This window comes from Mycobacterium syngnathidarum (assembly GCF_001942625.1).
Lineage (GTDB): Bacteria > Actinomycetota > Actinomycetes > Mycobacteriales > Mycobacteriaceae > Mycobacterium > Mycobacterium syngnathidarum.
In genome coordinates, this window is record NZ_MLCL01000029.1 from 21,301 (window position 1) to 33,826 (window position 12,526).

The window sequence follows — 12,526 nt, forward strand, 5'->3', positions numbered from 1 at the left end:
CTGTGGGACAAGATCACATTCGACTAGTGTCGATGCCGAGGACTTCCAGTACGCCAGCAACGAAGATGGGATGAACAATGGCCGGTCTCGACGAACTTTTCGCTCAGATCCCCGTGGCGGATATCGCCAACAAGCTCGGCGCAGATGAAGGCGAGGTGGACGCTGCCATCAAGACCCTGGTTCCGGCCCTGGTCGGCGGTGTCGCGGAGAACGTCCAGGCGGACAACATCGATTCGAGTGACCTTGAGTCGACGGTCACCGCAAAGGGCGCCAGTGGCCTGCTCGACGGCGGTGTGAGCGTCGATCAGGTCGACGCCAACGAGGGCAACCAGATCGTCTCGAAGATCTTCGGTGGCAACGACAGCAATCAGGTCGCGTCCGCGCTGGCCGGTACCGACGCCGGCGGCAGTGGGTTGATCAAGCAGCTGCTGCCGATCCTGGCGCCGATCGTGCTGGCCTACATCGGCAAGCAGTTCGCCCAGAAGAATGCGCCGGCACAGTCGGCCCCGCAGCCCCAGGCTTCCGGTGGCGGGCTCGGGGACGTCCTCGGCAGCATCCTGGGCGGTGCGGTCGGCGGCGGTGGTGCGGCCGCAAACAACCCGCTCGGCAGCATCCTGGGCAGTGTTCTCGGCGGCGGTGGCGGCCAGAACAATGCCATCGGTGAGATCCTCGGTGGCCTGCTCGGCGGCAGGAAGTAGCCCCGCCCGCAAGCCGGCTCGAAAGCCTCCGAAGCCCAGCGAACGCACCGGGCATCGGGGGCTTTCGCGTATTCGGACCCGTCCTTCTTAGAATGGCTCGGTGACCCCCAGCCCTGACAATCGCGCCGATGCCCTCCCCAAATCCTGGGATCCCGCTGCGGTAGAAGCCGACCTCTACCAGGGCTGGGTGGATGCCGGATACTTCACCGCCGACCCGGCCAGCGAAAAGCCGCCGTACTCGATCGTCTTGCCGCCGCCCAACGTGACCGGCAGCCTGCACATGGGCCACGCGCTCGACCACACCCTGATGGATGCCCTCACCCGGCGTAAGCGTATGCAGGGATATGAGGTGCTGTGGCTGCCCGGGATGGATCATGCCGGCATCGCAACCCAGACTGTGGTGGAAAAGCAGCTCGCCGCTGAGGGGCTGAGCCGGCAAGGCATGGGCCGCGAGTCGTTCGTCGAGAAGGTCTGGGACTGGAAGCGCGAATCCGGCGGCACCATCGGCGGGCAGATGCGTCGCCTCGGTGACGGTGTGGACTGGAGCCGCGACCGTTTCACCATGGACGAGGGGCTGTCGCGCGCGGTGCGCACCATCTTCAAGCGGCTGTTCGATGCGGGTCTGATCTACCAGGCCGAGCGGTTGGTCAACTGGTCACCGGTGCTGGAGACCGCGATCAGCGACCTCGAGGTCAAGTATTCCGACGTCGAGGGCGAGCTGGTTTCGTTCCGCTACGGCTCGATGAACGACGACGAGCCCCACATCGTCGTGGCCACCACCCGCGTCGAGACCATGCTCGGTGACACCGCGATCGCGGTGCACCCCGACGACGAGCGCTACCGCCACCTGGTCGGCAAAACCCTGCCGCACCCGTTCGTCGATCACGAGATGATCGTGGTCGCCGACACTCACGTCGACCCCGAATTCGGTACCGGTGCAGTCAAAGTCACCCCGGCGCATGACCCGAACGACTTCGAGATCGGGTTGCGCCATCAGCTGCCGATGCCGACGATCATGGACGCCAAGGGCCGGATCGCCGACACCGGAACGCAATTCGACGGCATGGACCGGTTCGAGGCCCGGATCAAGGTCCGAGAGGCGCTGGCCGAACAGGATCGGATCGTCGCAGAGAAGCGGCCCTACCTGCACAGTGTCGGGCACTCCGAGCGCAGCGGCGAGCCCATCGAGCCCCGGCTGTCCCTGCAGTGGTGGGTCAAGGTGGACGGCCTGGCCAAGGCCGCCGGCGACGCGGTGCGCAACGGCGACACCGTGATTCATCCGCCCAGCCTGGAGCCGCGATGGTTCGCCTGGGTGGACAACATGCACGACTGGTGCATTTCCCGGCAGCTGTGGTGGGGACACCGCATCCCGATCTGGCACGGCCCCAACGGCGAGACGGTGTGCGTCGGCCCCGACGAGACCCCGCCGGAGGGCTGGGTCCAGGATCCCGATGTGCTCGACACCTGGTTCTCGTCGGCACTGTGGCCGTTCTCCACCATGGGCTGGCCCGAGCACACCCCGGACCTGGCCAAGTTCTATCCGACCTCGGTGCTGGTCACCGGCTACGACATCCTGTTCTTCTGGGTGGCCCGGATGATGATGTTCGGCACGTTCGTCGGTGACGATCCGGCCATCACGTTCGACGGCGCCCGCGGTCCGCAGGTCCCCTTCGAGAACGTCTTCCTGCACGGCCTGATCCGCGACGAGTTCGGCCGCAAGATGAGCAAATCACGGGGCAACGGCATCGACCCGCTGGACTGGGTGGAGAAGTTCGGCGCCGACGCGCTGCGATTCACCTTGGCCCGCGGCGCCAGCCCCGGGGGTGACCTGTCCATCGGCGAGGACCACGCCAGGGCCTCCCGCAACTTCGCCACCAAGCTGTTCAACGCGACCCGCTTTGCGTTGATGAACGGTGCGGCGATGAGCCCCTCGGGCGAAGAGCATCAAGCCCAGTCCGCTCTCCTTACTTCTGCCGATCTCACCGACGCCGACCGCTGGATCCTCGGTCGCCTCGAAGAGGTTCGCGCCGAAGTGGATGCGGCACTGGACAGCTATGAGTTCAGCCGGGCCTGCGAATCGCTGTACCACTTCGCCTGGGACGAATTCTGTGACTGGTACGTCGAATTGGCCAAGGTGCAGCTCGGTTCCGAAAAAGATCAAGCCGTCGCGCATACGACCGCCGTCTTGGCGGCCGTCCTCGACGCGCTGCTCAAGCTGCTGCACCCGGTCATGCCGTTCGTCACCGAGACGCTGTGGAAGGCGCTCACCGACGGCGAGTCGATCGTCATCGCAGCGTGGCCGCAGCCCTCGGGTATCGCGCTCGATCCTGTTGCAACACAACACATTGCCGACATGCAGAAGCTGATCACCGAGGTGCGTCGCTTCCGCAGCGACCAAGGCTTGGCCGATCGGCAGCGGGTCCCGGCCCGACTGTCGGCGGTCACCGAGGCCGGTCTGACCGAGCACCTGCCCGCGGTGACAGCGTTGGCCTGGCTGACCGACGCCGGTGACGGGTTCACCCCGTCGGCCTCGGTCGAGGTGCGCCTGACGCAGGCCACGGTGCTCGTCGAGGTGGACACCTCGGGCACCGTCGACGTCGCCGCCGAGCGGCGGCGGCTGGAAAAGGATCTGGCCGCTGCGCAGAAGGAACTGGCCACCACGACGGCCAAGCTCGGCAACGAGGCGTTCCTGGCCAAGGCGCCCGAGAACGTCGTCGACAAGATCCGCGGACGCCAACAGCTGGCCTCCGAAGAGGTCGAACGGATCACCGCACGCCTGGCCGGGCTGCCCCAATGACCGATCCGGTCCCTTCGCCGGACGAGATCGCCGCGCTGCTGCAGGTCGAGCATTTGCTCGATCAGCGGTGGCCCGAGACCAAGCTGGATCCCAGCACGGCACGGATCTCCGCCCTGCTGGAGTTGCTGGGCTCGCCGCAGCGGGCCTACCCGTCGATCCACGTCGCGGGAACCAACGGTAAGACGTCGGTGGCACGCATCATCGATGCGTTGCTGGTCGCGCTGCACCGGCGCACGGGACGGACCACCAGCCCGCATCTGCAGTCGGCGGTGGAGCGCATCTCGATCGACGGAAAGCCCATCACCCCAGCGCAATACGTGAACGCCTACACCGAGATCGAACCGTTCGTGGAGTTGGTGGACCGACAGTCCGAAGCTGCCGGTGGCCCCAAGATGAGCAAGTTCGAGGTCCTCACCGCGATGGCCTTCGCCGCCTTCGCCGACGTGCCCATCGACGTCGGGGTCATCGAGGTCGGGATGGGTGGACGCTGGGATGCCACCAACGTCGTCAATGCCCCGGTCGCGGTGATCACCCCGATCGGCATCGACCACACCGACTATCTGGGTGAGACGATCGCCGAGATCGCGGGGGAGAAGGCCGGCATCATCACGCGGCAACCCGATGACCTGGTGCCGACCGACACCGTGGCGGTCATCGGCAAGCAGGTGCCGGAGGCCATGGAAGTGCTGCTGGCAGAGACGGTGCGCGCCGACGCGGCCGTGGCCCGCGAGGACTCCGAATTCGCGGTCCTCAGCCGGCAGGTTGCCATCGGCGGGCAGCTGCTGGAACTGCAGGGGCTGGGCGGGGTGTACTCCGACATCTTCCTGCCGCTGCACGGCGAGCATCAGGCCCACAACGCGGTTCTCGCGCTGGCCGCGGTCGAGGCGTTCTTCGGTGCCGGCGCCGACCGTCAGCTCGATGTCGAGGCGATCCGGGCCGGTTTCGCGGAGGTGCGAAGCCCCGGGCGCATGGAGCGAATGCGAAGTGCACCAACGGTTTTCATCGACGCCGCACACAATCCGGCCGGCGCCGCGGCGCTGGCGCAGACCCTGCAGCAGGAGTTCGATTTCCGCAACCTGGTCGGTGTGGTGTCGGTGATGGCGGACAAGGATGCCGGTGGCATCCTGACCGCGTTGGAGCCGGTGTTCGATCAGATCGTGGTCACCCACAACGGCTCGCCGCGGGCGATGGACGTCGAGTCGCTGGCATCGCTGGCCGAGGAGCGCTTCGGGCAGGACCGGGTGATCACCGCCACGACGTTGGCGGATGCCATCGAGACCGCCACCGCCCTGGTCGAGGAGGCCGGGGCCGACGAAGGCCTGTCCGGGGCCGGCATGGTGATCACCGGTTCGGTGGTGACTGCCGGCGCGGCCCGGACCCTGTTCGGACGGGACCCACAGTGAGCGATCAAACCCCTGGCGATCAGACGCCGAGCGACAAGCCGGCCCCGCCGGACCCGTGGAAGAGTTTCCGCGGGGTGATGGCGGGGACACTGATCCTGGAGGCCATCGTGGTGTTGCTGGCCCTGCCGGTGGTGGGAGTCAGCGCCACCGGACTGACCTGGACCTCGGGCGGATTCGTGGTCGGGCTGGCCGTAGTGCTGATTTTGATGTCGGGGATCCAGGGCCGCTCGTGGGCCATCTGGGCGAACCTGGGTATTCAGCTGGTGGTGATCGCCGGAGCGCTCATCCATGGGGCCATCGGTTTCATCGGGGTGATATTCGCCGTGGTCTGGCTACTGATCGTGTATCTGCGCGGCGAGGTCAAACGCCGGCAGGATCGTGGTCTGCTGCCGGGGCAGCAACCGCCCGGCGAATAGGGCGGAGATAGCTGCGCCACAGGGCGGGCCCGGTCGGGCCCCCGAAATGGCGCGGCGCGGTTACCGACCGGTACGCTTCCTGCCGTGACTGAGCAGACCCTTGTCCTGATCAAGCCCGACGGCGTGCAGCGCCACCTGGTCGGGGAGATCCTCGGCCGGATCGAGCGGAAGGGTCTGACCCTGGCAGCGCTCGAACTGAAGAATGTCAGCGTTGAGCTGGCCAAGAAGCACTATGCCGAGCATGACGGCAAGCCGTTCTTCGATTCGCTGCTGGAGTTCATCACCTCCGGTCCCGTTGTCGCGGCCATCGTGGAAGGCCCGCGTGCCATCGCGGCGTTCCGTCAGATCGCCGGCGGCACCGACCCGGTGGAGAAGGCTGTGCCCGGCACCATCCGTGGTGACCTGGCACTTGTGACCCAGGACAACCTCGTCCACGGTTCGGATTCTCCGGAGTCTGCGGCCCGCGAGATCGCCCTGTGGTTCCCTGGCGAAGCCTCCGCCGGATAAACCTTCTCGCAGTCTGGTCAGTACCGCGTCAGTGATGTGGGATACTGGGTGCGGGTAGCCGGCCTCAACCGAGGCTGAAAACCCGAATGAAGACTTCGACGAGCGCGACCACCGCAATCCGGTGCGGCGCGGGCCGTCCAGCCATCATTCAGCCAGGCACCGGGTGGGTTCGGTAGCGAGCCGCCCGGAGCGAGACCACAACAAGTCCGGGGAAAGTGTCCCGGGCCAATAGCGGAAGCCCTCGCGTGGCCGCGTCATCTGACGCGCCCGGGGGCTTGAGGAGAATTCGTGGCCGAAGACGCCCAGAATGACGACCTATCAACCCAGACTCCGCAACAGGAGGGACTGCCCGAGCGCCTGAGAGTCCACTCGCTGGCGCGGGTCCTCGGCACCACCAGCAGGCGCGTGCTCGATGCGCTGGCAGAGTTCGACGGGCGTCAGCGCAGCGCGCACTCCACAATCGACAAGGTCGACGCCGAGCGGGTCCGTGAGGCGCTGGCGGCCGAACCGGCAGAACCTGTGCACGCGGAGCCGGTCCAGGTCGAGGCCGTCACGGTCACCGAGTCTGTGGTGACCGCGGTCGAGGGCTCGACCGGTGGCGAGCAGCAGGCCGACCCCGTCCTGGTCGGCGACGAGCCAGAGTCCCGGTTGATCCTGGAGACGGCGAACATTCCCACGGAACGGGAGGCGCACACCGAGCGGGCCGATTACCTGCCGCTGTTCGTGGCGCCGCAGCCGGTCAGCTTCATTCAGGTACACGTCGACGAGGAAGACGAGGACGACGACGACACCACTGACACCGACACCGACTCCGACGGCGATGACGAACAGGCGGATCGTCCCGCCGCGCGCCGGCGCCGGCGCGGTCGCCGGGGGCGTGGTCGTGGGCGCGGCGAGCAGTCCGACGACAACGCACCCGAATCGGGTCCGGATTCCGATTCCGACAGCGCCGACGACCAGAGCGAATCCGACCAGGATTCCGATGACTCCGACGAGTCGGACGACGGCAACGACGAGGACACCACCGGCGGCGACGGCAGCAGTCGCCGTCGGCGTCGTCGCCGGCGACGCAAGTCGGGCTCGGGTGACAACGATGACGCCGGCTCGCCGGATGACCCGCCCAACACCGTCGTGCACGAGCGCGCCCCGCGCGCCGAGCGGTCCGGCAAGGGCAGCGATGATTCGGAGATCCAGGGGATCAGCGGATCGACCCGCCTGGAAGCCAAACGCCAGCGCCGACGTGACGGCCGCGACGCGGGCCGCCGTCGCCCGCCCATCCTGAGCGAGGCCGAGTTCCTGGCCCGCCGCGAGGCTGTCGAACGCACCATGATCGTGCGCGACAAGGTCCGCACCGAACCGCCCCACGAGGGTGCTCGCTACACCCAGATCGCGGTGCTCGAAGACGGCGTGGTCGTCGAGCATTTCGTGACCTCGGCCGCATCGGCTTCCCTGGTGGGCAATATCTATCTGGGCATCGTGCAGAACGTGTTGCCTTCCATGGAGGCCGCATTCGTCGACATCGGCCGCGGCCGCAACGGTGTGCTCTACGCCGGTGAGGTGAACTGGGAGGCCGCCGGGCTCGGCGGCTCGAACCGCAAGATCGAGCAGGCACTCAAGCCGGGCGACTACGTGGTGGTCCAGGTCAGCAAGGACCCGGTGGGGCACAAGGGCGCCCGCCTCACCACCCAGGTGTCACTGGCCGGCCGTTACCTGGTCTACGTGCCGGGGGCGTCGTCGACAGGGATCAGTCGCAAGCTGCCCGACACCGAACGCCAGCGGCTCAAGGAGATCCTCAAAGAGGTCGTGCCAGCCGATGCCGGCGTGATCATCCGCACCGCCTCCGAGGGCGTGAAGGAGTCCGACATCCGCTCCGATGTCGAGCGGCTGCAGCAGCGCTGGACCGAAATCGAGGCCAAGGCCGCCGAGGTCACCGAGAAGAAGGCCGGCTCGGCCGTCGCGCTCTACGAAGAGCCCGACGTGCTGGTCAAGGTCATCCGCGACCTGTTCAACGAGGATTTCTCGGGTCTGATCGTTTCCGGTGACGAGGCGTGGGACACGATCAACAAGTACGTGAGCACCGTCGCCCCCGACCTGGTTGGGCGGCTGACGAAGTACGAACCCGCCGGTGGCGCCGATGCTCCCGATGTCTTCGCCGTGCACCGCATCGATGAGCAACTGGCCAAGGCCATGGACCGCAAGGTGTGGCTGCCTTCCGGCGGAACTCTCGTCATCGACCGCACCGAGGCGATGACCGTCGTCGACGTCAACACGGGCAAGTTCACCGGCGCCGGCGGCAACCTCGAGCAGACCGTCACCCGCAACAACCTCGAAGCCGCCGAGGAGATCGTGCGGCAACTGCGTTTGCGCGATATCGGCGGCATCGTGGTCATCGACTTCATCGACATGGTTCTCGAATCGAACCGGGATCTGGTGCTGCGCCGCCTCACCGAGGCACTCGGCCGGGACCGTACCCGTCATCAGGTGTCGGAAGTGACCTCACTGGGGTTGGTGCAGCTGACCCGGAAGCGGTTGGGTACCGGACTGGTCGAGGCGTTCTCGACCTCATGCACGCATTGCGGCGGCCGCGGCATCGTGTTGCACGGTGATCCCGTCGACACCGCCTCATCGTCGAACGCCGGTCGCAAGGCCGAAGCCAGCGGCGGCGGTCGCCGCAGCAAGCGCGGCAAGCGGGGCAACGCCCGTCCCGAGCCCGAAGAGGTACCAGTCGTCAAGGTGCCCGACCATCCGGCCGGCGAACACCCGATGTTCAAGGCGATGGCCGAGGCCAACGGCCGGCACCACGACGATGACGAATCGCTCGACGAGTCGGTCGAAGAGGGCACCGCCGGCAAGACCGGCAAGGACGAGAGCGACGAGCAGGTCACGGCCGAGCTCGTGGACGTGCCCGACGAATCCACCGACGGCGAGTTCGGCACGCAGGACACCGACGAGTCCGAGGAGTCCGAAGACGTATCTGACGACGAGGACGAGGGCGAGATCGACCTCGACGACGAGGACCTCGACGACGACGACGACGACGACGATGACGACCTGGACGAGATCGACGACGATTCGGACGAGGATGACGACTCGGACGAGGACGACTCCGACGAGTTCGACTATGCCGAAGACTCAGACGACCCCGACCAGGAGACCTACCAGGTGTCGGAGCCCGTGGTCGTCGAGGCACCGCCGAGCCGGGGCCGCACCCGTCGGCGCGCCGCAGCCAGGCCGGCGGGGCCGCCCAGCCACGAGTAGCGGGCGGTTTGACCCTCTACCAGCTGGTCAAGTACCCTTGACCAGTTGTCTCCAGTGCCTGCGGTAGTCGCAGGCCGGTGACGGCGGGGCATCCCGCCACCCAAGACCCGCGCACGCACCGACCGGTAGCGCGCGCCCGCAGAGAGCAGCAGAGCAGAGGACACGATGGCGACATACGCAATCGTCAAGACCGGTGGCAAGCAGTACAAGGTTGCCGCCGGTGACGTGGTGAAGGTTGAGAAGCTCGACGCCGAGCCCGGCGCCTCGGTGTCGCTGCCCGTGGCCCTCGTGGTCGACGGCGCCAAGGTCACCAGCAAGGCCGATGACCTGGCCAAGGTCGCCGTGACCGGCGAGGTGCTGGAGCACACCAAGGGCCCCAAGATCCGCATCCACAAGTTCAAGAACAAGACCGGCTACCACAAGCGCCAGGGGCACCGTCAGCAGCTGACCGTGCTCAAGGTCACCGGCATCAAGTGATGAGCCGTCAGGCGAAGAACAGGCAGCAGAGGGCGAGGGACATATAAATGGCACACAAGAAGGGCGCTTCCAGCTCGCGCAACGGTCGTGAATCCGCAGCACAGCGGCTCGGCGTCAAGCGCTTCGGTGGCCAGGTCGTCAAGGCCGGCGAGATTTTGGTGCGGCAGCGCGGCACCCACTTCCACCCCGGCGTGAACGTCGGCCGTGGCGGCGACGACACCCTGTTCGCGCTGGCCCCGGGCTCCGTGGAGTTCGGTTCCAAGCGTGGCCGCAAGCACGTGAACATTGTTCCCGTGCCGCGCCCGGAGGCCTGAGACAAAGAGGATTCTCCGCGAATGTGAAGCAGCTGCGAGTTCTCGACAGGACTATCGCGATAGCTTCACATTCGACGGAGAGGATGCCCGATGCCCCGGTTTGTCGACCGCGTCGTCATCCACGCGAGTGCAGGGAACGGCGGCCACGGCTGCGCATCGGTGCACCGCGAGAAATTCAAACCCCTCGGCGGTCCTGACGGCGGCAACGGCGGCCGCGGCGGCAGCATCGTGCTCGTCGTGGATCCACAGGTCCACACGCTGCTGGATTTCCACTTCCATCCCCATGTCGTTGCACCCTCGGGCAAGCAGGGGGCGGGCAGCAACCGGGACGGCGCCGCCGGTGAAGATCTGATCGTGCGCGTGCCGGACGGCACGGTGGTGCTCGACGAGAACGGCCGGATGCTGGCCGACATGGTCGGTGCCGGTACCCGATTCGAAGCCGCGCAAGGTGGTCGTGGCGGCCTGGGCAATGCCGCCTTGGCCTCGCGGGCCCGAAGGGCCCCCGGCTTCGCCCTGCTCGGTGAGAAGGGCCAGACCCGCGACCTCACCCTGGAGCTCAAGACCGTCGCCGATGTCGGCCTGATCGGCTTCCCTTCGGCGGGCAAATCGTCTCTGGTGTCGACCATCTCGGCAGCCAAACCCAAAATCGCCGACTACCCGTTCACCACGCTGGTGCCCAACCTCGGTGTGGTGTCGGCCGGCGACAACACCTTCACCGTCGCCGACGTTCCCGGCCTGATTCCCGGTGCGTCCGAGGGCCGGGGCCTCGGCCTGGACTTCCTGCGGCACCTCGAGCGCTGCGCGGTGCTCGTGCATGTCGTGGATTGCGCCACCATGGAACCCGGCCGCGACCCGATCTCCGACATCGAGGCACTGGAAGCCGAACTCGCCGCATACACGCCGACCCTGCAAGGCGATTCCACCCTCGGTGATCTGGCGTCACGCCCACGGGCGGTGGTGCTCAACAAGATCGACGTGCCCGATGCCCGGGAGCTGGCCGACTTCGTGCGCGAAGAGGTTGCCGAACGGTTCGGCTGGCCAGTGTACGAGATCTCGACGGTCAGCCGTGACGGGTTGCGCCCGTTGATCTTTGCGCTCTGGGAGCTGGTCAAGGCCTATCGTGATGCGCAGCCGGCCGTGGTGCCGCGCCGTCCGGTGATTCGGCCGATCGCCGTCGACGAGAGCGGATTCACCGTCGAGACCGACGGGTACGGCGGGTTCATCGTGCGCGGCACGCGTCCCGAGCGCTGGATCGCCCAGACCAACTTCGACAACGACGAGGCCGTCGGCTACCTCGGTGACCGGTTGGCGCGCCTGGGAGTCGAGGATGAGCTGTTGAAGTTGGGTGCCAAGCCCGGCTGCGCCGTGACCATTGGTGACATGACCTTCGACTGGGAGCCGCAGACCCCGGCCGGTGTCGACATGCCGATGACCGGCCGAGGCACCGACATTCGGCTCGAGCAGACCGACCGGACCGGTGCCGCGGAGCGCAAGGCTGCCCGACGGGAGCGCCGCCAGCCCGGTAGCGAGGACGCGTGAGCGTTCATCGCCAGGCGATTCGCACCGCGCGCAGGGTAGTCGTCAAGGTCGGCACCACCGCACTCACCACCCCGTCAGGGGTCTTCGACGCAGGTCGGCTCGCGGTCCTGGTCGAGGCGATCGAAGAGCGGATGAGAGCCGGCTCCGACCTGGTGATCGTCTCCTCGGGTGCCATCGCGGCCGGAATTGAGCCGCTCGGACTTTCGCGGCGCCCAACGGATCTGGCCACCAAGCAGGCCGCCGCCAGTGTGGGGCAGGTGGCCCTGGTCAATGCGTGGAGTTCGGCGTTCGCCGTCTACAGCCGCACAGTCGGCCAGGTTCTGCTGACTGCCCACGACATCGCCATGCGGGTGCAGCACAACAATGCTCAACGCACGCTGGACCGGTTGCGTGCCCTGCACGCGGTGGCGATCGTCAACGAGAACGACACCGTGGCCACCAACGAGATCAGGTTCGGTGACAATGACCGGCTTTCGGCGCTGGTGGCGCAGCTGGTCGGTGCCGATGCGCTGATCCTGCTGTCCGATATCGACGGCCTGTACGACTCTGACCCCCGAAAAGGCAACGCGCGCTTCATTCCCGAGGTCGCTGCCCAAGGGGATCTCGACGGGGTGGTGGCCGGCGCCGGCAGCCACCTGGGTACCGGCGGGATGGCCTCGAAGCTGTCGTCGGCGCTGCTGGCCGCCGATGCCGGCGTGCCGGTGCTGCTGGCCGCCGCTGCGGATGCCGGTGCAGCCCTGAGCGATGCCTCGGTGGGCAGCGTGTTCGCACCGCGGCCCGAGCGGATGTCGGCGCGGCGCTTCTGGGTTCGCCATGCCGCGGAGTCGCACGGGGCGTTGACCCTCGACGACGGCGCGGTGCGGGCGGTGGTCAACCAGCGGCGCTCGCTGCTGCCGGCGGGGATCACCGAGGTCGCCGGACAGTTCCATGGCGGCGATGTGGTGGATCTGCGGGGGCTTGACGGGCAAACCGTCGCGCGCGGTGTGGTGGCCTACGAGGCGTCGGAGCTGGCCGCGATCATCGGCCGTTCCACGCCGGATCTGCCGGCCGAACTGCGCCGGCCCGCGGTGCACGCCGACGATCTGGTCGCCCTCTAGCGATTTGTGGAGTCTTGACC

General features: G+C 67.3%; 10 protein-coding genes. All 10 read left to right on the forward strand.

Translation table 11 applies throughout. From position 1 onward, the window contains the following. Positions 1–77 precede the first annotated feature (77 nt). Entirely contained in the window at positions 78–698 is a 621-nt protein-coding gene (locus BKG60_RS08075) for a DUF937 domain-containing protein (protein ID WP_070189035.1), read from the forward strand. A gap of 100 nt (positions 699–798) precedes the next feature. Continuing rightward, positions 799–3,495: a valine--tRNA ligase gene (locus tag BKG60_RS08080; protein ID WP_075909492.1), complete on the forward strand. Its 2,697-nt coding sequence runs from the start codon at positions 799–801 to the stop codon at positions 3,493–3,495. Beyond that, positions 3,492–4,898 carry a bifunctional tetrahydrofolate synthase/dihydrofolate synthase gene (gene folC / locus BKG60_RS08085; RefSeq protein WP_075909493.1) on the forward strand — a complete coding sequence of 469 codons (1,407 nt, stop codon included), beginning with the start codon at positions 3,492–3,494 and terminating at the stop codon, positions 4,896–4,898. The genes BKG60_RS08080 and folC overlap by 4 nt, the downstream gene beginning before the upstream one ends. 77 nt (positions 4,899–4,975) lie before the next feature. Then, positions 4,976–5,314: a DUF4233 domain-containing protein gene (locus BKG60_RS08090; protein ID WP_083650279.1), complete on the forward strand. Its 339-nt coding sequence runs from the start codon at positions 4,976–4,978 to the stop codon at positions 5,312–5,314. An 84-nt stretch (positions 5,315–5,398) separates the two neighbouring features. After that, entirely contained in the window at positions 5,399–5,821 is a 423-nt protein-coding gene (gene ndk / locus BKG60_RS08095; RefSeq protein WP_070189039.1) for a nucleoside-diphosphate kinase, read from the forward strand. Between the two features lie 288 nt (positions 5,822–6,109). Beyond that, the gene (gene rne, locus BKG60_RS08100) at positions 6,110–9,079 is read left to right on the forward strand and encodes a ribonuclease E (protein ID WP_075909495.1); all 2,970 of its coding nucleotides are present in this window, start codon (positions 6,110–6,112) and stop codon (positions 9,077–9,079) included. Positions 9,080–9,244: 165 nt separating this feature from the next. Continuing rightward, positions 9,245–9,556, forward strand: coding sequence for a 50S ribosomal protein L21 (gene rplU / locus BKG60_RS08105; protein WP_029367319.1), 312 nt, complete (start codon positions 9,245–9,247; stop codon positions 9,554–9,556). Positions 9,557–9,603: 47 nt separating this feature from the next. Further along, entirely contained in the window at positions 9,604–9,870 is a 267-nt protein-coding gene (rpmA, locus tag BKG60_RS08110; RefSeq protein WP_003879727.1) for a 50S ribosomal protein L27, read from the forward strand. Between the two features lie 90 nt (positions 9,871–9,960). Next, positions 9,961–11,409, forward strand: coding sequence for a GTPase ObgE (gene obgE / locus BKG60_RS08115; RefSeq protein ID WP_070189041.1), 1,449 nt, complete (start codon positions 9,961–9,963; stop codon positions 11,407–11,409). Continuing rightward, entirely contained in the window at positions 11,406–12,506 is a 1,101-nt protein-coding gene (gene proB / locus BKG60_RS08120; protein ID WP_070943472.1) for a glutamate 5-kinase, read from the forward strand. Before obgE ends, proB begins: the two co-directional genes overlap by 4 nt. The last annotated feature ends 20 nt before the right edge of the window (positions 12,507–12,526 follow it).